The following is a 20,558-nucleotide window of genomic DNA, read 5'->3' on the forward strand; positions in this document are numbered from 1 at the left end:
CAGGTCAGGCCGACATCCGGGTTGTCGACATATCGAGCGATATGATCACGCTTTCCGTAGATTGGCCGACCTATCCTCTTACGAACCCCATCAGGCGACGGCCTTGCGCCGATCCCGTACAGAAGCAGGTTTCCGGCGAGCGGATGACGCAAAAGGGATTGACTAATCGAGGCCCGTTACAGAAGCCCGGATGGAGCGTAAGCGTAATCCGGGGCGACTCCGGCCGCTTGCGCCATTCCCCGGATTGCGCTTCGCTTTATCCGGGCTACGAATAACAAGGAAAATTCCGGCGTGACCACTAAAGACCTGCACTTCTACGAGCCGAAGAACGGCCACGGCCTCAAGCACGATCCCTTCAACGCCATCATCGCGCCACGCCCGATCGGGTGGATTTCCTCGCGCGACGGCAACGGCAACGTCAACCTGGCGCCCTACAGCTTCTTCAACGCCTTCTGCTATGTGCCGCCGATCATTGGCTTTTCCTCGACCAACTGGAAAGACAGCGCAGGCAATATCCAGGACACCGGGGAATTCGTCTGGAATCTCGCCACGATGGATCTCGCAAAGCAGATGAACGCGACCGCCGCCCATCTTGCCCGTGATGTCGATGAGTTCAAGATCGCAGGGCTGACGGCTGCGCCCTGCAAGCTCATCAACGTGCCGCGCGTGGCGGAAAGTCCGGTCGCCTTCGAGTGCAAGCTGACGCAGATCATCCAGTTGCAGGGCAAGGACGGTGAAAAGGCGCAGGCCTGGCTGACACTGGGCGAGGTCGTCGCCGTGCATATCGACAAGGCCTTCATCAAGGACGGCGTCTACCAGACCGGGCTCGCCCACCCCATCGTCCGCGCCGGCCGCCGCGGCGATTATTTCGAGATCAAGCCGGAAAACATGTTCGAGATGATCCGCCCGGATTGATTGTCGAATGTACGGGCTACGCGGCTCTCTTTGTGCCAGCCACCAGCACGGAACTCCGACCCGTCCAAATTCTTATTAGACGGTATTTTGGAGATTCCCGATGATCCGCGTTTTGGTCGGAATAGTCCTGCTCGCGTGCCTCGTCCGTCCCGTCGTTGCCGGCCCGGACGCCGCCACGGTCAACAAGGCGGAGTTTAGGGGCAGGGCGCCGGCCGACGACAAGATTCATCCGGTGATCGTCAAGGCGCAGGTGCTGCTCGACCGCGCCAATTTCTCGCCCGGAGAGATCGACGGCAAGCTTGGCGAAAATGCCGAGAAGGCCCTGAAGGCATTTGCCGAAGCCAAGGGCCTGGCCGTGAACAAACTGCCCCTGACTTCTGAAGTCTGGGGTGCACTGGTCGCGACCAGTGCGGATGCTGTTATCGTCGACTACAAGATCACGGAAAAGGACGTAAAGGGTCCGTTCCTGAAGAAGCTCCCGGCGAAGATGGAGGACATGAAGAGCCTGAAGGCGCTGCGCTACACCAGTCCGCGCGAGGCCATCGCCGAAAAATTTCATATGAGCGAGACGCTTCTCGCAGCTCTAAATCCCGGCAAGAAATTTGATGAGGCCGGTCTAACGATTTCGGTGGCAAATGTCGCGGTGAGCGAGACGAAGCCGAACGGGACGAAGCCGGCTGTAACGCGCGTCGAGGTCGACAAATCGGCCCAAACCGTCAAGGCCTTCGCGAATTCCGAATTGATCTTCTTCTTTCCGGCGACCGTGGGCAGCGAGGAAAAGCCGACGCCGAGCGGCACGCTCAAGGTGGTCTCGATCGATGTCTCTCCGTATTATCGCTACAACCCGGATTACAAATTCAAGGAGGTCAGATCCAGGCGAGCTTTCACCATCAAGCCGGGCCCGAACAACCCCGTGGGCATCTATTGGATCGGACTTTCAGCAGAAGGATATGGCATTCACGGGACGTCCAATCCTTCGAAGGTCAGCAAGGCGGAATCGCACGGCTGCGTGCGTCTCACCAACTGGGACGTCGACAAATTGGCAAAGTTTCTGAAGAAGGGCGCCGAAGTGTCGTTCATCGAGCGCGCGGCGGCGAACCGGAAGTGACTTCAATCGCCCCAATGGCGAAGCTTCCCGACAAACAAACATGCGTTGGACGAGGTAATGCCATTTTCGACTGCAAGCTTGAACCGCGAGCAAAATTGAAAGCAGCTCTCGCAACCGGACGCGCTCCGGATTAACCTCAAGTTGCCAGGCCGGATCAACGGCCGGTGAACACACTGGGAGGATGCGATGACACGCCAAGAGCGGGGCGATTCACAACAGCGGCGCGATTCAGAATTCACGATTACACGACGAACCCTTGTCCACGGCCTGGCCGCCTGCGCCGGCGCCACCGTGGCAGGGGTCAGCGGCGCACTGGCCCAGAGCGGCCCTGTGGCGCCGCCGTCGACGATTACCAGCCCGCCGCGTGATTTCAGTCCGCGAGGCGCGCCGACCACCTATTTCTGGGATCCCGACATCATCGCGGTCGATCCATCTTTCAACAATCTCGCCCAGCCCAACACCGCGATCAAGCGCCTTCATACCGGGCTGTTGTGGGCGGAGGGGCCGGCCTGGAGCGCGCAGGGCCGTTATCTGCTGTGGAGCGACATCCCCAACAACAGGCAGATGAGATGGTCGGAGGATGACGGTCACGTCAGCGTCTTCCGCACGCCCTCCAACAACTCAAACGGCAACTCGTTCGACTTCCAGGGGCGACAGCTCTCCTGCGAACATCTTACCCGCCGTGTCGTGCGCTATGAACACGACGGCACCGCGACCGTGCTGGCCGACTCCTACAACGGCAAGAAGCTCAACTCGCCGAACGACGTCGTCGCGCATCCCGACGGCAGCTACTGGTTCACCGATCCGCCCTATGGCGGCATGCTCTATGAGGGCGAGCCCGACGTCGCGGGAGGTCCGAGCAACGCTGCCGGCAAGCTCAATCCGCGGATCGGCCAGCCGGCCGGCTTCGTACCGGGCAAGCGCGAATTGCCGACCAACTGTTATCGCATCGATCCTTCCGGCCGCGTCGACCTCGTGGTGACCGAAGAGCAGGTGCCCGATCCCAACGGTCTCTGCTTCTCGCCCGATTACAAGAAGCTGTACGTCGCCTCTACCGGCAAGGGGCCGGGCGATACTGGCGCGGGCGGCAAGGGCGACATGTTCGTGTTCGATGTCGGCACCGACAACAAGCTCACCAACCACAAGCGGTTCAGCGATTTCATGGTCGACGGCGTGAAATGCGGACCGGACGGCGTACGCTGCGACGTCAACGGCAATGTCTGGTGCTCAAGCAACGCCGGCCGCGCGGTCGGCTATAGTGGCGTGACGGTGTGGTCGCCGGATGGCAAGCTGATCGGCCGGATCCGCCTGCCCGAAGTGTGCGGCAACATCTGCTTCGGCGGACCCAAGCGCAACCGCCTGTTCATGGCCGCAAGCCAGTCGCTCTATGCCGTGTACACCGCCACGCAAGGCGCGGGACCGGGCTAGCCTGGTTTTGCCTCGCCGCTGGTCATTCCGGGATGCGCCCGCTTGGGCGCAGGCCCGGAATCCATCGGACCGCAGCTACTGCTGCAGAATGGATTCCGGGCTCTCGCTTCGCGAGCCCCGGAATGACGAGAGGGCGATTCACTAAAATTCGTCACAAATTGGCAACCGGCAGCGAACTGTTCCGGCAAAAGCTGGGCGTCCTTAAACCTCAGCTTTGTTGCGAGCGATGCACCCTTCCTTCGAAGAAGGGAGCCGCGTCTATCAATGCCTATTTTCAAGTATTTTACCTACGTCGGATCGGCGTTACTCGTATTGTTGTTTGTTTCAAACGCTTATCTCACCGACGACGAGAGCAATTTGCGGTTCGATGGATCGCTGTACGGGAGCGCCATTTACGCGCCTCGGGTGGAGGAAACTTCGGCAACCGCGGAAGTTCGCTTTACTCGCGACGTCACGCCTGCCGTTCGCGTCAGGGAAGTGTTTGCCGTATTCGTTCCCAACGAACGAAGACGCGGTAAGCGTTATTTGTAGATAGCATGTCTGCCCGCGCGGGTTGCTGGGGCAGGCCAGGCGAAGACCATTTCGTGTGGCTCGCGCCAGCCTTGCTAGCCGGTCTTCAAACGCCGGATAATGCAGCCACCCTGGAACGGGTCCGGGACGTCAGCCGTTATCTCCCGGTTTATCAATTTCGCTTCATTCCCGGTGCAAACTGCCTCGAATCCCACGCTTTTCAGCTAGGATGAACCGACGTTTGGCACAGGTGTGGCGCGACGTCGCGTCCCCGATCATGAGGAGGTCGCCATGAGCTTCCGCCGCGATTTCATCAGCAAGCCGATCTTCGCTTTCGCGCGTGGCGCCATGCCCGCGATGTCCGACACCGAGCGCGAGGCGCTCGAAGCGGGCGACGTCTGGTGGGATGCCGATCTCTTCACGGGCAACCCCGACTGGTCGAAATTGCTGGCGACAGCGCCGGCGACGCTGACTGATGAGGAAAAGGCGTTTCTCAACGGTCCGGTCGACGAGCTCTGCGCCATGCTCGACGAATGGAAGATCAATTGGGAATGGCGCGACCTGCCGCCGGAGGTATGGGCCTTCATCAAGCGTCACAAATTTTTCGGCATGATTATCCCGAAGGAGTTTGGCGGGCTCGGTTTCTCGCCCTATGCGCATTCGGAAGTGGTGCGAAAACTTTCCTCGCGATCGCTGACCGCGGCCGTCACCGTGATGGTACCGAACTCGCTCGGGCCGGGTGAACTGCTGATGCGCTTTGGCACCAGCGAGCAGCAGCAGAGATGGTTGCCGCGGCTTGCCGAAGGCGCCGACATTCCCTGCTTCGGCCTGACCAGCCCGGAAGCGGGCTCCGACGCCGCGTCGATGGTCGACACCGGCATCATCTGCAAGGGTAATTTCGAGGGCCGCGAGGTGCTCGGCCTGCGGCTGAACTGGCACAAGCGCTACATCACGCTTGGCCCGGTCGCGACGCTGCTCGGTCTTGCCTTCAAGGCCTATGATCCCGATCATCTCGTGGGAGATCAGGAAGACCTCGGCATTACGGTCGCGCTGATCCCGACCGACCTGCCCGGCGTCGAGATCGGCCGCCGCCACCTGCCGGCGATGCAGATGTTCCAGAACGGCCCGAACTGGGGCCGCGACGTCTTTATCCCGATGGACTACATCATCGGCGGACAGGACCGGTTGGGTGAGGGCTGGAAGATGCTGATGACGGCGCTTGCCGCCGGCCGCGGCATCTCGCTGCCGTCGTTGTCTGCGGCGGGCGCGGCCTATGCAGCACGCACCACCGGCGCCTATGCCCGGATCCGCGAGCAGTTCGGAATCTCTATCAGCAAGTTCGAAGGCATCGAGGAGCCGCTCGCCCGCATCGCCGGCACGGCCTATCTGCTCGACGCCGCGCGACGGCTGACCTGCGCGGCGCTTAATCAGGGGCATCATCCCGCCGTCATTTCCGGCATCATGAAGCTGCACGCCACCGAGCGGATGCGGATCGTGATCGACGACGCCATGGACATCCACGGCGGCAAGGCCGTGATCGACGGGCCGCAGAATTATATGGGCAACCTCTATCGCGCGGTGCCGGTCGGCATCACCGTCGAGGGCGCCAATATCCTCACGCGAAATCTCATCGTGTTTGGCCAGGGTGCGATCCGCGCTCATCCATTCCTGCTCGACGAGATGAATGCGCTGGGTGAAGCCGATCGCGCCAAGGGGCTCGACGCCTTCGACCGGGTGTTCTGGAAACACATTGGCCACAGCTTCAAGACCGTGTTCCGCGCCTGGGGCCGGAGCTGGAGCGGCGGGCTGTTTGCGCCCGCACCCGATGCCGGCGAGGCGACGCGATTCTATCGCCAGCTCTCGCGCTACTGTTCGGCGTTTGCATTATGCGCCGACATGGCGCTGTTGACGCTCGGCGGCGCGCTCAAGCGCAAGGAAATGCTCTCGGCGCGGTTCGGCGATATCCTGTCCGAGCTCTATCTGTTGTCGGCGGCGCTGAAGCGCTGGCAGGAGGAGGGACGGCAGAAGGAGGATTTCGCCGCGCTCGAATGGTGCATGGCGAGCGGCTTCAAGACGATCGAGAACCGCTTTGCCGAAATCCTCGCCAACCTGCCGAACCGGTTCGTAGCAATCATCCTGAAATTCCTGATCCAGCCGTTCGGCGCAAGGGTAATCGGCCCGTCCGACCGCGTCGTGCATCAATGCGCGCAGCTCGTGCTGGAGCCGTCGGCGGCGCGCGACCGGCTCACCGCGGATCTCTCCGCCGTCGACGACGATGGCGGCATCGCGCGGCTGCAGAAGGCATTCCTGCTGGTAACGGCCGCAGAGGATGTTGCCAAACAGATGCGCGCCGCGCGCCTGCATGACTGGAAGGACGCGGTGAAGAGGGGCGTCATCACCCAGGCCGACGGCGAGAAGCTGCAGGCGGCGCATGAAGCCGTTGCGAAGGTGATTGAGGTCGACGATTTCGCGCCTGAGGCATTGTCGCCGATTTACAGGAAGGGCACCGACGTGCATCAGTTCTTCCAGGAACTGGGTGAGCAGAGGGCGGCAGGCTGATGGCAAGACCGGTTTATATTGTCGACGGCAGCCGGACGCCGTTCCTGAAAGCGCGCTCCGGTCCCGGGCCGTTCACCCCGGTCGATCTCGCCGTGCAATGCGGCCGGCCGCTATTGGCGCGGCAGCCTTTCGCGCCCGACGCCTTCAACCAGGTCATCCTCGGCTGCGTCAATGTCATTGCCGACGAGATGAACCCGGCCCGGGTCGCCGCGCTACGGCTCGGCATGGGCGAGAAGATGGTTGCCTTCACCGTGCAGATCAATTGCGGCTCCGGCATGCAGTCGATCGACACGGCTTACCGCTACATTCGCGAGGGCGTCTCAGACCTTATTCTGGCGGGCGGCGCCGAGGCGCTGAGCCACGCGCCGCTGGTGTGGCCGCAACAGGGGGTGCGCTGGTTCGCCGGCCTTGCCGGCGCCAAGGGCATCGGCGCAAAGATCATGGCCGCGCTGAAGGTGAAGCCGAGCTATTTCAAGCCGATCATCGGGCTGGAGCGCGGGCTCACCGATCCCATCACCGAACTCAATATGGGCCAGACCGCCGAAGTGGTCGGGCATCTCTTCGGCATCACGCGCGCGCAGTCCGACGCCTATGCCGCCGAAAGCCACAAGCGGCTGGCAAAGGCGCAGTCGGAAGGCTGGCTCAAGGGCGAGGTTGAAACCGCGTTCGCACGCGACGGAAAATTCTACGATCATGACGACGGCGTGCGCCCGGACTCGACGCCGGAGAGCTTGTCAAAACTGAAGCCGGTGTTCGAGCGTCCCTGGGGCAAGGTCACCGCCGGCAATTCCTCGCAGATCACCGACGGCGCGTCGTGGGTGATCCTCGCCTCCGAAGAGGCCGTCGCCAAGCACGGGTTAACGCCGAAGGCGGTCATTCTCGACAGCCAGTGGTCGGCGCTCGATCCCGGCATCATGGGCTTGGGCCCGGTGCTGTCGGCAACGGAGCTATTGAAGCGCAATGAACTGACGTTTGCCGATATCGAGACCTGGGAATTGAACGAGGCGTTCGCGACGCAGGTGCTGGGCTGTCTTGCCGCCTGGAGCGATGAAAAATTCTGCAAGGAAATTCTCGGCCTCGACGGCGCGGCCGGCGGACTCGACCAGGGCAAATTGAACGTCGATGGCGGGGCGATCAGCCTCGGCCATCCCGTGGGCTGCAGCGGTAATCGCATTGTGCTGCATCTCGTCAATGCCATGAAGCGATTGGGCACCAGGCGCGGCATCGCCACCGAGTGTATCGGCGGCGGGCAGGGCGGCGCGATGCTGATAGAGACGGTGTGATCATGGAATCACAGATCATGGACGTTCTCGGCGATCGCGTGCTCGAGCTCGGGCCGACGCCCGATGCCGGGGGTCCGTACAAAAACTTCAAGCTGACCCGCGATGGCGACGGCGTCGCCTGGCTGCTGTTCGATCGCGAGGGCACCAGCGCCAACACGCTGTCGGCTGATCTGATTGAGGAGCTGGACAAGATAATAACCGAACTCGAAGGCCAGCGGCCGACGGGTCTCGTCATCCGCTCCGGCAAGAAATCCGGCTTCATTGCCGGCGCTGACGTCAACGCGTTTCGCGGCGCGACCGACGCAGGCGCGGTCGAGACCGAGATCGGCCGCGCCCATGCCGTGATCGACCGCTTGGAGGCCTTGCGGATTCCGAGCGTGGCCGTGATCCATGGCTTCTGCCTCGGCGGCGGCCTCGAGGTGGCGCTGGCCTGCCAGATGCGGATTGCGATCGAGGACGCACGGTTCGGATTTCCCGAGGTGATGCTCGGCCTGCATCCCGGCCTTGGCGGCACCGTGCGCTTCACGCAGCTCGTCAATCCGATGCAGGCGATGCCGCTGATGCTCACCGGCAAGACCATCGATGCGCGCAAAGCGAAATCGCTGGGGCTGGTCGACGCCGTGACGCAGGAGCGTCACGTGCGCAATGCGGTCAAGGACGCCGTGTCCGGCCGCCTCAAGCGTGCGCGGCCCGGCTTCCTCAACACCGTCTTTTCGCTCGGCCCCGTCAGGGGCTTCCTTGCCTCGCGGATGCGCAGCGAGGCTGGCAAGACCGCGCCGGAGGCGCATTATCCCGCGCCCTATGCGCTGATCGATCTCTGGGAAAAGCATGGCGGCGATCGGGCGGCGATGCTCAACGCCGAGAAGGCGTCGTTTGCCAAATTGATGGTGACGCCGACCGCGCAGAATTTGATCCGCGTATTTTTCCTGCGCGAGCAAATGAAGAAGCTCGCAGGAGACGGTAACAAGATCGAGCACGTTCACGTCATCGGCGCCGGTGCGATGGGCGGCGACATTGCCGCCTGGTGCGCCGGCCAGAATTTGCGGGTGACGCTCGCCGACATGAAGCCGGAGCCGATTGCGGGCGCGATCAAGCGTGCCGCCGATCTCTACGGCAAGATCCTGCGCAAGCGCACCGCGGTGCGCGATGCGCTCGATCGGCTGATGCCGGACATGCAGGCCGAAGGCGTCCGCAACGCCGATCTCATCATCGAAGCTGTGCCGGAAAAGCTGGAGCTGAAGCAGAAGGTCTATGCCGGGCTCGAGCCGAAGATGAAGCCCGGTGCGATCCTGGCGACCAACACGTCCAGCATTCCGCTGCAGGACCTGCGTACCACGTTAGAGAAGCCCGAGCGGTTGCTGGGACTTCACTTCTTCAATCCGGTCTCGCGACTGCAGCTTGTCGAGGTCGTCAGCCATGACGGCACCGATCCGCAACTCCTGAAGGAGGCGCTCGCTTTCGTCGGCGCCATCGACCGCCTGCCGCTGCCCGTAAAATCGTCGCCTGGCTTCCTCGTCAACCGCGCGCTGACGCCTTACATGCTGGAAGCGATGCTGATGCTCGACGAGAAGATCGACAAGATGGTCATCGACGCTGCCGCGAAGAAGTTCGGCATGCCGATGGGCCCGATCGAGCTCGCCGACCAGGTCGGCCTCGATATCTGCCTCGATGTCGGCGACATGCTGCGCTCGAAGTTCGGCAACCTGCTGCCGTCGACGCCGGCGTGGTTGCGCGACAAGGTCGCGAGAGGCGAGCTCGGCCGCAAGACCGGCAAGGGTTTTTATACCTGGAAGGACGGCAAAGCCGATACTTCGGGCGCGCTCGCGATGTCGGAACCGTCGGCCGAGATGATCGATCGTCTGATCCTGCCTATGTCGAATGTCTGCGTCGCCTGTCTGCGTGAAGGCATTGTCGACAACGCAGATGTGGTCGACGGCGCCGTCATCTTCGGTACGGGTTACGCGCCGTTCCGCGGCGGTCCCTTGAACTATGCGCGAACCCGCGGCGTGGAGAACGTGGTCTCGACCCTGGATGCGCTGACCGACAAATTCGGCGGCCGATTCACACCGGATGTTGGCTGGGAGACTTTCAAGTGACCGAAACTCACGTGCACGCGCCGGTTAACACCGAGACCGAGCCGCGCGGCGATCTCTGCATCCGCACGCTGGCGATGCCGGCCGACACCAATGCCAATGGCGACATTTTTGGCGGCTGGCTGCTGAGCCAGATGGACATCGGCGGCGGCGTGTTCGCCTCCAAGATCACTAAATCACGCACGGTGACGGTCGCGATCGAGGCGATGAATTTCCGCAAAGCGGTCTATGTCGGCGATCTCGTTTCGGTCTACGCCAATCTGGTGCGGGTCGGGCGCACCTCGATCACGGTCCATCTTGAGGCGTGGGTCGTGCGCCGCAAGGAGTTGCAGTCGATCCTGGTGACCGACGGTAACTTCACCTACGTCTCGATCGACGATAATGGCCGCCCGCAGCCGGTCAGCCCGGACGGCATTATCACGACCTGAATCTTATGGGCAGGGACGCTCGTAGCCGTCGCGGCCGATGAACGTGCCTCGGCGCGGATCATAGGAGCGATAGCGCGTGCAGGCCGGCGCATCATAGACCGGCGCCGGGGCGTATTGCGCCTGGATGCCGCAATAGCGCGGCGAAACTTCCTGCCAGCCGCCGGGCTGCTCCACGTAGCAGCCGCCTTGATAGTAGCGATAACCGCCAGGCCGCGGCTCGCCCTGGGCGCCGATCGCGGCTCCCGTCGTAGCACCCACGATCGCGCCAACTGCCGCACCCCGGCCGCCGCCGAGCGCACCGCCGAGAATGGCGCCGGCGGCGCCGCCGAACAGCGCGCCCCCGAGCGTGCTTTCCTGCGCCGCCGCCTCCTGGAGCGGTGCGCAGACCGCAAGGGCAACCAGCATCGAGAGCGCGAATTTCGGCATCATGTCAGTTCTCCAGCCATTTCAACGATTCGCCAGCGTACTTCGCGACCAGCTTTGACATAGGTTGGCCTTGCGGCGCAACGCTGGATGCAGGGAACGATTTGCCCTGCAACCGGTTGTAGGCCCGGAAGAAATCAGAGGCTGGGTCATGTCGGACACCTATATCATCGAAGTCGGCTCGCAGCCGGCTGGGATTGTTGTGCGCACTCCCGGCGGCTACCGGTTCTTTGCCGCTACGCACCAATTCAACCGGCTGGAAGGGCAGGTATTCCGCAACGCTCGCGAGGCCGAGCGTGCTGCCCAACGCCTCGCCAGCGGGATGCCGCTGGCGGCGTAACCGCCAGCGCCCGCCTGTCAGAGCTTGGTGGCCGACCGCGATAGCAGTTTCCAGTCCGAGCCCTGTTTTTGCCAGTTCATCAGGATGTGAAGGTTCTGCGGAACCTTCTTGCCATCGGCCGCAAATTCCTGCTCGCCAACAAAATTGAAACGTACGATGGCGGCCGGACCGACGATGCGGATCGTGGGGTTCTTGTATTCAAGCGACGTCCATTTGTATTTCGCATTCTTGACGCCCGCCAGCAGTGCCGCCTTGTCGTCGACAGCTCCACTGGAGTGGCTGTAGCTGAGCTCTTCCGCGCAGAGCGGGGCGATCCCCTCGGCATTGCCAGCCGCCTGCGCCGCACGGAAGGCTTCGACGTTCTTTGCGATGGCATCCTCGTCCGCACCGGCAAAAGCGGGGACGACGCTCATGAGCCCAACCCCAAGCCCAAGTGCGAGGACAGGCAAGGCGAGCTGACGGCGATCGATGTTCATGGTTTCCTCCACTCGTTTCTGGTTGTGATCACAGTGTTGCAGCCACAAATTGCTTTGTCGAGCGGCTGCGCGCATGGTGCGGGCTCGCTTGGCTTCGGGCGTCGCCTTAACCAGGATTCGTCGCTTCGCCCCGCCAAACGCCTTCGCAGTCGATCTCCCTCGTTGACCGCGGCCCCAATCAGCCGCACCATAACGGCAACTTTGTGCCCCCAGTCGATATCTCAAGGGTACCAGCCGTGGCCGGACTGTCCCACCGTCAGACTGAAATCCTCAACATCGCCCGCGCCTTTGGCCGGGTGATGGTGGAGGACCTCGCCAAGCGTTTCGAGGTTTCGGCGCAGACCATCCGCAAGGATCTCAACGATCTCTGCGACCAGCGCTCGCTGACCCGCATCCATGGCGGCGCCATCATCGCCTCTGGCGTCGAGAACCTCGCCTATGAGGCGCGGCGCTTTGTGGCGGCGGAAGAGAAGCGGGCGATCGGCATAGCCGCGGCGTCGCGGATTCCGAACGGCTGCTCGTTGTTCATCAACATCGGCACCACGACGGAAGAAGTCGCAAGCGCGCTGACCTCGCATGAGGATCTGCTGGTCATCACCAACAATCTCAACGTCGCCATGCTGCTCTACCGTCACCCGCGCATCGAGGTGATCGTGGCGGGCGGCGCGGTGCGCCGTGCCGACGGCGCGGTGATCGGATCGACCGCGATCAGTCTGATCGGCCAGTTCAAGGTCGATTACGCCATCATCGGGGCCTCCGCGATCGACGAGGAGGGCGCGCTGCTCGACTTCGACTATCGCGAGGTGCAGGCCGCGCAGGCGATCATCGCCAACGCCCGCAGCGTCATGCTGGTCGCGGACTCGACCAAACTCCGCCGCAGTGCCCCGGTGCGCATCGCCCATCTCAGCCAGATCCAGACGTTCGTGACCGATGCGCCATTACCGGCCGGTCTCGCCAACATCTGCCACCACCGCGGCATCGAGGTCGTCGAGGCGATGGAGAAGTCGGCGGCTGATATCGACGATCCCGGCGGCGAGCCGGCTTCGACCGTGGTGCGGTTGAAGTAGCGCTATCAGCACGGACCACAAAGCGCCCTTAGTCCAAAAGTGTGCCCAATCGAGCCCGAGTTCCCCTCTTTCGCCTTGCTTTCGTTTTTTGTTGTGATTAACTCCCATCCGAAAGTTAAATCGCCGAAGTGAAGAGGCGATCGCCGGGGAAGCGTTTCGTTGGACAGGGTATTCGACCTCGCCATCGTCGGAGGCGGCATCAATGGCTGCGGCATCGCGCGCGATGCGGCGGGCCGAGGCAATTCCGTTTTCCTGTGTGAAATGAATGATTTGGCGAGCGGAACGTCGTCCTGGTCGACCAAGCTGGTGCACGGCGGGCTGCGCTATCTCGAATATTACGAGTTCCGGCTGGTCCGCGAGGCGCTGATCGAGCGCGAAATTCTTTGGCAGATCGCGCCCCACATCATCAGGCCGCTGCGTTTCGTTTTGCCGCACCACTCCGGCTTGCGGCCGGCCTGGCTGCTTCGGCTAGGGTTGTTCCTGTACGACCATATCGGTGGCCGCCATCTGCTGCCGCCGACGCGCTCAGTCGATCTGGTCCATGACGAGGTGGGCAAACCCTTGATCGCCAACCGTTACAAGCGCGGTTTCGAATATTCCGATTGCTTCGTCGACGACGCGCGCCTTGTCGTGCTCACTGCACGCGACGCGGCCGATCACGGCGCCGAAATCCACACCCGCTCGCGCGCGGTCGAGATCCGGCAGGTCGACGGCATCTGGCAGGTCACCGTCGAGAACACGATCAGCGGAGAGCGCACGACCATCCAGGCGCGCGCGCTGGTCAATGCCGGCGGCCCGTGGGTCGAGCAGGTGCTCTCGTCCGGCTCGGGCGTCAACGCGCGTGCGAAAGTGCGGCTGGTGCAGGGCTCTCACATCGTGGTGCGCAAGCTTTATGACCATGACCGCGCCTACATGTTCCAGAACGCCGACGGCCGCATCATCTTCGTCATTCCCTATCAGGACGACTTCACCCTGATCGGAACCACCGATCGCGATTACGACGGCGATCCGGCCAAGGTGAAAGCTAGCCCTGAGGAGATTCAATATCTCTGTGCGTCGGCCAGCGAGTATCTGAAGAAGACTGTGCTCCCTGCGGATGTCGTCTGGACCTATTCCGGTGTGCGGCCGCTCTATGACGATGGCGCCAGCGAGGCCAAGGCCGCGACGCGCGACTACGTGTTCGAACTGGACACGCCCGGCGGTGCGCCCTTGCTGTCGATCTATGGCGGCAAGATCACGACCTATCGGCGGCTGGCGGAAGAAGCGCTGGAACGGCTCGCGCCCTATCTGCACAGCGCGAAAGAGAAAGAAGGTTGGACGGGCAAGGCGCCGCTGCCGGGCGGCGACATGGATGTTTCGGCGGTCGCCGCGCTGACGGCGGAACTGACGCGGAAATATCCGTTCCTCGCGCCGGCGCATGCCAACCGGCTCGCGCATGCCTATGGCACGCGTGCGACAAAATTGCTCGGCAACGCCAAATCTTTTGCCGATCTCGGCCAGTCGTTCGGCGCTACCTTGACCGAGAGCGAGGTCCGGTACCTGATGTCGAATGAATGGGCATGCACCGCCGAGGACGTGGTGTGGCGAAGGTCCAAGCTCGGCTTGCGGCTGTCGCCAGATGAAATTGCCGCGCTCGACGAATGGGTCAAAGCCCATCGCGGCTCCGGCGAACGTCCCTTGCGTGAAGCGGGAGGGCGGCCATGAGCGTCACGCTCGAACATGTCACTCGAACCGTGGACGGCATCCCGACCATTCGCGATGTCTCGCTGACGCTCGAACGCGGCACGCTGAGCGTGTTGCTCGGACCGACGCTCTCGGGCAAGACCTCGATCATGCGGCTGCTCGCCGGACTGGACAAGCCCGCCAGCGGCCGCGTGCTGGTCGACGGCAAGGACGTTACCGGCGCCGACGTGCGGCAGCGCTCGGTCGCGATGGTCTACCAGCAATTCATCAACTACCCCTCGCTGACGGTCTATGAGAACATCGCCTCGCCCCTGCGCGTGCAGGGCCGGCCGCGCGAAGAGATCGACCGGCGCGTTCAGGAGGCGGCAAAACTCCTGCGGCTCGAGCCCTTTCTGAAGCGCACGCCGCTGCAATTGTCCGGCGGCCAGCAGCAGCGCACCGCAATCGCGCGCGCCCTGGTCAAGGGCGCCGATCTGGTGCTGCTGGACGAGCCGCTCGCCAATCTCGATTACAAGCTGCGCGAAGAACTGCGCGCCGAACTGCCGCGTATCTTCGAGGCGTCGGGCGCGATCTTTGTCTATGCGACGACCGAGCCCTCGGAGGCACTGCTGCTCGGCGGCGACACCGTGTGCATGTGGCAAGGTGAGGTGCTTCAAGCCGGCAATACCTCGAAGGTGTATCGCCACCCTGACACGCTGCGGGTCGCGCAGGTGTTCTCCGATCCGCCGCTCAACATCGTCGGCGTCGAGAAAAAAAACGGGCAGGTCGCATATGCCGGCGGGATCCAGGCGCCCGCCGCCGGGCTCTATGCATCGCTGGCCGATGGTCCTTACCGTGTCGGCTTCCGCGCCCATCAGCTAGAAGTGGCCAAAGGCATCGCCGGCCGCCACGCGTTCCATGCCACCGTGACCGTGACCGAGATCACTGGTTCGGAAAGTTTTGTGCATCTCAACCGTGGTGCCTCCAACTGGGTCGCGGTGCTGCAGGGCGTGCATGAATACGAGCCGGGACATGTGCTCGATGCCGTGCTCGATCCCGAGAATGTCTTCGTGTTCGACGCCGCCGATCGTCTGGTCGCCGCGCCGGCCAGGGCCTGAGGGAAAACCGCATGGCCCGCATTGACCTCGTCGATCTCGCGCATTCCTACGGCGGCAATGCCGCGCCACCGGAATCCTTTGCGCTGAAGCCGGTGACGATGACCTGGCGGCAGGGCGGCGCCTATGCGCTGCTCGGTCCCTCTGGTTGCGGAAAGACCACGCTGCTCAACTTGATTTCCGGCATCGTCACGCCCTCGCGCGGGAAAATCCTGTTCGACGGCGCCGACATCACACCGCTGTCAACGCAGAAGCGCAATATCGCGCAGGTGTTCCAGTTTCCGGTGATCTACGACACCATGACGGTCGGGCAGAACCTCGCCTTCCCGCTGCAGAACCGCGGCGTGCCGAAGGCCGAGGTCGAGGCGCGGGTGAAGCAGATCGCCGATCTCCTTGATCTCACGCCTTATCTTGGCCGCAAGGCGACGCGCCTGACCGCGGACGCCAAGCAGAAGATTTCGCTCGGCCGCGGCCTCGTCCGCTCCGACGTCGCCGCGGTGCTGTTCGATGAGCCACTGACGGTAATCGATCCCGAGTTGAAATGGCAGTTGCGCTCAAAACTCAAGGCGCTGCATCGCGAGCTCGATCTCACGATGATCTACGTTACCCATGACCAGACCGAGGCGCTGACTTTTGCCGATACCGTCGTCGTCATGCATGATGGCCGCGTGGTGCAGAGCGGCACGCCGGCCGAATTGTTCGACAAGCCCGCGCATACGTTCGTCGGCTATTTCATCGGCTCGCCCGGCATGAACATCGTGCCGGCCGCGGTGAGCGGACACGAGGCGCGCGTCGACGGCCACACCATCGGCCTGCATCGCAATTACGGCGTGCTGCCGGCCGGCGCGAAGATCGAGATCGGCGTGCGGCCGGAATTCCTCCATGTCGCGGCGCCGGCGTCCGGGCTGTTGTCGGCCACGATCGAGCGCATCGACGATCTCGGCCGTGCCCGCTTCGCCCGCGTTCGCGTCGGCGATGAAAAGTTTTCCGCCCGCATGCCGCCGGGATTTTCCGTCCCCGACAACATGGTCGGGCTGGTGTTCGATCCGGCGCATGTTCACGTCTATGCCGACAGCCGTCTGGTCGAGGGGGTTGCCTGATGGACAAGACCATCAACCAGAAAGCCTGGTTCCTGGTGCTGCCGGTATTCGCGGTGGTCGCGTTCTCCGCGATCCTGCCGCTGATGACGGTCGTGAACTATTCGATGCAAGATACGTTCGGCAACAACCAGTTCTTCTGGAACGGCGTCGGCTGGTTCAAGGAGTTGCTCGACCCCTCGACCGATCTCGGCGGACGCTTCCTGGCTTCGCTCGGCCGCAACCTGTTGTTCTCCGCCATCATCCTGGCGATCGAGGTGCCGCTCGGTATCGTGGTCGCGCTGTCGATGCCGCGCGAAGGCTGGACCGTCGCCGTGTGCCTCGTCATCCTGGCGCTGCCGCTGCTCATTCCGTGGAACGTGGTCGGAACGATCTGGCAGATTTTTGGTAGGCCCGACATCGGCCTGCTCGGCTATACGCTCAATAGTCTGGGTATCGATTACAACTACGTCTCCAACGAGTTCGATGCCTGGGCCACCGTCATCGTGATGGACGTGTGGCACTGGACCAGCCTCGTCGCGCTGCTCTGCTACGCCGGGCTGAAGTCGATCCCCGACGCTTATTACCAGGCCGCTCAGATCGACGGCGCCTCGCGCTGGGCGGTGTTCAAGGCGATCCAGTTGCCGAAGATGAATCGCGTGCTGCTGATCGCCGTGCTGCTGCGGTTCATGGACAGTTTTATGATCTACACCGAGCCGTTCGTGGTGACCGGCGGCGGGCCCGGAAACTCGACCACCTTCGTTTCGATCGAACTGGTCAAGATCGCGCTCGGGCAGTTCGACCTCGGCAAGGCGGCCGCGCTGTCGCTGGTCTACAATCTGATCATCCTGATCGTGTGCTGGGTGTTCTACACCGTCATGACCAATGCCGGGGTTGAGCGTCCCGCCAAGAAGGGAGGCGCCTGATGCATTCGATTCCCGGACGCCGACTCATCATTTCGCTGTTCCTGATCTTCCTGCTGTTGCCGATCTACTGGCTCGTCAACATGAGCTTCAAGACCAATGCCGAGATCGTCACCACCATGACGCTGTGGCCGCACCAGCCGACGCTGGAGAACTACAGGCGCATCTTCACCGACGAGAGCTGGTATTCCGGCTACATCAACTCGCTGACATACGTCATCATCAACACCGTGATCTCGATCGCGGTGGCGCTGCCGGCGGCCTACGGCTTCTCGCGCTATCGCTTCCTCGGCGACAAGCATTTGTTCTTCTGGCTGCTGTCGAACCGGATGGCGCCGGCCGCGGTGTTCGCGCTGCCGTTCTTCAATCTCTACTCGGCGATCAACCTGTTCGACACGCCATGGGCGGTCGCGCTGGCGCACTGCATCTTCAACGTACCGCTGGCGGTCTGGATCCTCGAAGGCTTCGTCTCCGGCGTGCCGCGCGAGATCGACGAGACTGCATTCCTCGACGGCTACTCGTTCCCGCGCTTCTTCGTCAAGATCCTGGTGCCGCTGATCGCGAGCGGCATCGGCGTCGCGGCGTTCTTCTGCTTCATGTTCTCCTGGGTCGAACTATTGCTGGCGCGTACGCTGACGGCCGTCAACGCCAAGCCGATCTCGGCGATCATGACGCGCACCGTCTCGGCTGCCGGAATGGACTGGGGCTTGCTCGCCGCCGCCGGCGTCCTCACCATCATTCCCGGCGCTCTGGTGATCTGGTTCGTTCGCAACTACATCGCGCGTGGCTTCGCGCTGGGCAGGGTGTAGCCATGGAAAACATCGCATGGATGGCATGGACGCTCCCGACCGCGATTTTCTTCGTGATGCTGGCGCTGACGCTTGCCGCCATGACGTGGCTGGCGGTTGCTTATCCCGAGGCCGAGCGCGTCGGCATTCTGCGCATTCCGACCACGCGCGGCGACCGGTTGTTCATCTCGCTGGTGCTCGCCGCAGTCATTCATCTGCTGTGGATCGCCTTTGCCGGCACCGATCCGCTTCTGACGCTCCCGATCGGCGAGGGCGTCGAAATATCGAGCCTGTGGCTCGCAACCCTGATTTCGCTCGTTTCGGCCGTTGCGATTTTCCGCACCGTCTGAACAGCGAAAAAAGACAGATCCGGGATCAACCCGGGCCTGAGTTTGTGTTTGTCGTTGCAACCGGAGGATCCAACATGCGACGTAGTACCAAGGAGAGCTTTCTGACGATGACCAGCGCGGCTGCGCTGATCGCCGCTTCCGTGACCATTGCCGCACCTGTTCGTGCGGACGACGCCGTCAATCAAAGGTGGATCGACACTGAGTTCCAGCCCTCGACGCTGTCGAAGGTCGACCAGTTGAAGGAGCTGCAGTGGTTCGAAAAAGCCGCCGCACCCTTCAAGGGAATGGAAATCAACGTCGTGTCGGAAACCATCACGACGCACGAATATGAAGCGCGGACGCTGGCGAAAGCCTTCACCGAAATCACCGGCATCAAGGTCAAGCACGACCTGATCCAGGAAGGCGACGTGGTCGAGAAGCTGCAGACCCAGATGCAGTCCGGCAAGAACGTCTATGATGGCTGGATCAACGATAGCGATCTGATCGGCACCCACTTCCGCTACGGCCAGACCGTGATCCTGTCGGATTACATGGCCGGCGAGGGCAAGGACGTCACCAATCCGCAACTCGACGTCGACGACTTCATCGGCAAGTCGTTCACGACGGGTCCGGACAAGAAGCTCTATCAGCTTCCCGATCAGCAGTTCGCGAACCTCTATTGGTTCCGCTACGACTGGTTCTCCAATCCGGAGTACAAGGCCAAGTTCAAGGCCAAGTACGGCTATGAGCTCGGCGTTCCCGTGAACTGGTCGGCCTATGAAGACATCGCCGAGTTCTTCACCAACGACATCAAGGAGATCAACGGCGTCAAGGTCTATGGCCACATGGACTACGGCAAGAAGGATCCCTCGCTCGGCTGGCGTTTCACAGACGCCTGGCTGTCGATGGCCGGCAACGGCGACAAGGGCATCCCGAACGGCCTGCCGGTCGACGAATGGGGCATCCGCATGGAAGGCTGCCGCCCCGTCGGCTCGTCGGTTGAGCGCGGCGGCGACACCAACGGCCCGGCTGCGGTCTATTCGATCACCAAGTACCTCGACTGGATGAAGAAGTATGCTCCGCCGCAGGCGCAAGGCATGACCTTCTCCGAAGCAGGTCCGGTGCCGGCGCAGGGCAACATCGCCCAGCAGATCTTCTGGTACACCGCCTTCACCGCCGACATGGTGAAGCCCGGCATTGCGGTCGTGAACGCGGACGGCACGCCGAAGTGGCGGATGGCGCCGTCGCCGCACGGCTCGTACTGGAAGGAGGGCATGAAGCTCGGCTACCAGGACGCCGGCTCCTCCACGCTCCTGAAATCGACCCCGCCCGATCGCCGCAAGGCGGCCTGGCTCTATCTCCAGTTCATCAACTCCAAGACTGTCAGCTTGAAGAAGAGCCATGTCGGTCTCACCTTCGTGCGTGAATCCGACATCTGGGACAAGTCGTTCACCGAGCGTGCGCCGAAGCTCGGCGGCCTGATCGAGTTCTACCGCTCGCCCGCGCGCGTGCAGTGGACCCCGACCGGCAACAACGTGCCTGACTATCCGAAGCTTGCGCAGTTGTGGTGGCAGAACATCGGCGATGCGTCGTCCGGTGCGAAGACGCCGCAGCAGGCGATGGATGCGCTGGCCGCAGCCCAGGACTCGGTGCTCGAGCGTCTTGAGAAGTCCGGCGTGCAGAAAGAGTGCGGGCCGAAGCTGAACAAGAAGGAGACGGCCGAGTTCTGGTTCGCCAAGGCGGAGAAGGACAAGACCATCGCGCCGGCGCGCAAGCTGGCGAACGAGAAGCCGAAGGGCGAGACCGTCGACTACGACGCGCTGATCAAGTCGTGGCCGGCCACTCCGCCCAAGCGGGCGGAGGCGAAGTAAGCTTCGCAAACTACGAGTGATGCAAACACGCGAAAGGCCGGGAGCGATCCCGGCCTTTTTTGTCATTCCGGGGCGCGCGAAGCGCGAGCCCGGAATCCATCTCAACACGGGTTATGCGGCCCGATGGATTCCGGGCCTGCGCCTAGCGGCGCATCCCGGAATGA

The 20,558-nt window shown here is 62.7% G+C and carries 18 protein-coding genes and 1 pseudogene; 17 read left to right on the forward strand and 2 right to left on the reverse strand.

Annotation, left to right across the window (positions count from 1 at the left end):
• Window positions 1-291: 291 nt before the first annotated feature.
• The 8 genes from GWE18_RS19620 to GWE18_RS19655 all read left to right on the forward strand — a co-directional run bounded on the left by GWE18_RS19620 (window position 292) and on the right by GWE18_RS19655 (window position 10,324).
• On the forward strand, window positions 292-915 hold the full coding sequence (locus tag GWE18_RS19620; protein ID WP_275187349.1) for a flavin reductase family protein: 624 nt from the start codon (window positions 292-294) through the stop codon (window positions 913-915).
• Between the two features lie 100 nt (window positions 916-1,015).
• Window positions 1,016-2,023, forward strand: a complete 1,008-nt coding sequence (locus GWE18_RS19625) for a L,D-transpeptidase family protein (RefSeq protein ID WP_275187350.1) — start codon at window positions 1,016-1,018, stop codon at window positions 2,021-2,023.
• A 186-nt stretch (window positions 2,024-2,209) separates the two neighbouring features.
• Window positions 2,210-3,451, forward strand: a complete 1,242-nt coding sequence (locus tag GWE18_RS19630; protein ID WP_275187351.1) for an SMP-30/gluconolactonase/LRE family protein — start codon at window positions 2,210-2,212, stop codon at window positions 3,449-3,451.
• Between the two features lie 264 nt (window positions 3,452-3,715).
• Window positions 3,716-3,982, forward strand: coding sequence for a hypothetical protein (locus GWE18_RS19635; protein ID WP_275187352.1), 267 nt, complete (start codon window positions 3,716-3,718; stop codon window positions 3,980-3,982).
• A gap of 270 nt (window positions 3,983-4,252) precedes the next feature.
• Entirely contained in the window at window positions 4,253-6,520 is a 2,268-nt protein-coding gene (locus GWE18_RS19640) for an acyl-CoA dehydrogenase (RefSeq protein WP_275187353.1), read from the forward strand.
• Window positions 6,520-7,803 carry an acetyl-CoA C-acetyltransferase gene (locus tag GWE18_RS19645; RefSeq protein ID WP_275187354.1) on the forward strand — a complete coding sequence of 428 codons (1,284 nt, stop codon included), beginning with the start codon at window positions 6,520-6,522 and terminating at the stop codon, window positions 7,801-7,803. Before GWE18_RS19640 ends, GWE18_RS19645 begins: the two co-directional genes overlap by 1 nt.
• A gap of 2 nt (window positions 7,804-7,805) precedes the next feature.
• Complete coding sequence (locus GWE18_RS19650; RefSeq protein ID WP_275187355.1) at window positions 7,806-9,899, forward strand: 3-hydroxyacyl-CoA dehydrogenase NAD-binding domain-containing protein; 2,094 nt, start codon at window positions 7,806-7,808, stop codon at window positions 9,897-9,899.
• On the forward strand, window positions 9,896-10,324 hold the full coding sequence (locus GWE18_RS19655; protein ID WP_275187356.1) for an acyl-CoA thioesterase: 429 nt from the start codon (window positions 9,896-9,898) through the stop codon (window positions 10,322-10,324). The genes GWE18_RS19650 and GWE18_RS19655 overlap by 4 nt, the downstream gene beginning before the upstream one ends.
• Window positions 10,325-10,453: 129 nt before the next feature.
• Here the strand turns inward: GWE18_RS19655 and GWE18_RS19660 are convergent.
• Window positions 10,454-10,753 (reverse strand): annotated as a pseudogene (locus GWE18_RS19660) (YMGG-like glycine zipper-containing protein); the annotation flags it as partial.
• Window positions 10,754-10,898: 145 nt separating this feature from the next.
• Between GWE18_RS19660 and GWE18_RS19665 the strand changes: the two are divergent.
• Window positions 10,899-11,087: a hypothetical protein gene (locus GWE18_RS19665; RefSeq protein ID WP_275187357.1), complete on the forward strand. Its 189-nt coding sequence runs from the start codon at window positions 10,899-10,901 to the stop codon at window positions 11,085-11,087.
• Between the two features lie 17 nt (window positions 11,088-11,104).
• Here the strand turns inward: GWE18_RS19665 and GWE18_RS19670 are convergent, their stop codons facing one another.
• Window positions 11,105-11,638 carry a nuclear transport factor 2 family protein gene (locus GWE18_RS19670; protein WP_275187358.1) on the reverse strand — a complete coding sequence of 178 codons (534 nt, stop codon included), beginning with the start codon at window positions 11,636-11,638 and terminating at the stop codon, window positions 11,105-11,107.
• A gap of 161 nt (window positions 11,639-11,799) precedes the next feature.
• Between GWE18_RS19670 and GWE18_RS19675 the strand changes: the two genes are divergently transcribed.
• The 8 genes from GWE18_RS19675 to GWE18_RS19710 all read left to right on the forward strand — a co-directional run bounded on the left by GWE18_RS19675 (window position 11,800) and on the right by GWE18_RS19710 (window position 20,394).
• A complete protein-coding gene (locus GWE18_RS19675) occupies window positions 11,800-12,630 on the forward strand; it encodes a DeoR/GlpR family DNA-binding transcription regulator (protein ID WP_057854973.1) in 831 nt (276 codons plus the stop codon).
• 159 nt (window positions 12,631-12,789) lie between these two features.
• Window positions 12,790-14,334, forward strand: coding sequence for a glycerol-3-phosphate dehydrogenase (gene glpD / locus GWE18_RS19680; protein WP_275187359.1), 1,545 nt, complete (start codon window positions 12,790-12,792; stop codon window positions 14,332-14,334).
• On the forward strand, window positions 14,331-15,410 hold the full coding sequence (locus tag GWE18_RS19685; RefSeq protein ID WP_275187360.1) for an ABC transporter ATP-binding protein: 1,080 nt from the start codon (window positions 14,331-14,333) through the stop codon (window positions 15,408-15,410). Before glpD ends, GWE18_RS19685 begins: the two co-directional genes overlap by 4 nt.
• Before the next feature lie 11 nt (window positions 15,411-15,421).
• Window positions 15,422-16,507: an ABC transporter ATP-binding protein gene (locus GWE18_RS19690; RefSeq protein WP_275187361.1), complete on the forward strand. Its 1,086-nt coding sequence runs from the start codon at window positions 15,422-15,424 to the stop codon at window positions 16,505-16,507.
• Window positions 16,507-17,409, forward strand: a complete 903-nt coding sequence (locus GWE18_RS19695; protein ID WP_275187362.1) for a sugar ABC transporter permease — start codon at window positions 16,507-16,509, stop codon at window positions 17,407-17,409. The genes GWE18_RS19690 and GWE18_RS19695 overlap by 1 nt, the downstream gene beginning before the upstream one ends.
• On the forward strand, window positions 17,409-18,215 hold the full coding sequence (locus GWE18_RS19700; RefSeq protein ID WP_275187363.1) for a carbohydrate ABC transporter permease: 807 nt from the start codon (window positions 17,409-17,411) through the stop codon (window positions 18,213-18,215). The genes GWE18_RS19695 and GWE18_RS19700 overlap by 1 nt, the downstream gene beginning before the upstream one ends.
• Before the next feature lie 2 nt (window positions 18,216-18,217).
• Window positions 18,218-18,544 (forward strand): DUF2160 domain-containing protein, encoded by a 327-nt coding sequence (locus GWE18_RS19705; protein ID WP_275187364.1) that lies wholly within the window; start codon window positions 18,218-18,220, stop codon window positions 18,542-18,544.
• A gap of 107 nt (window positions 18,545-18,651) precedes the next feature.
• Complete coding sequence (locus GWE18_RS19710) at window positions 18,652-20,394, forward strand: ABC transporter substrate-binding protein (RefSeq protein ID WP_275187516.1); 1,743 nt, start codon at window positions 18,652-18,654, stop codon at window positions 20,392-20,394.
• Window positions 20,395-20,558 lie beyond the last annotated feature (164 nt).

It is taken from the genome of Bradyrhizobium sp. CSA112 (genome assembly GCF_029051645.1).
Classification (GTDB): Bacteria; Pseudomonadota; Alphaproteobacteria; order Rhizobiales; family Xanthobacteraceae; genus Bradyrhizobium.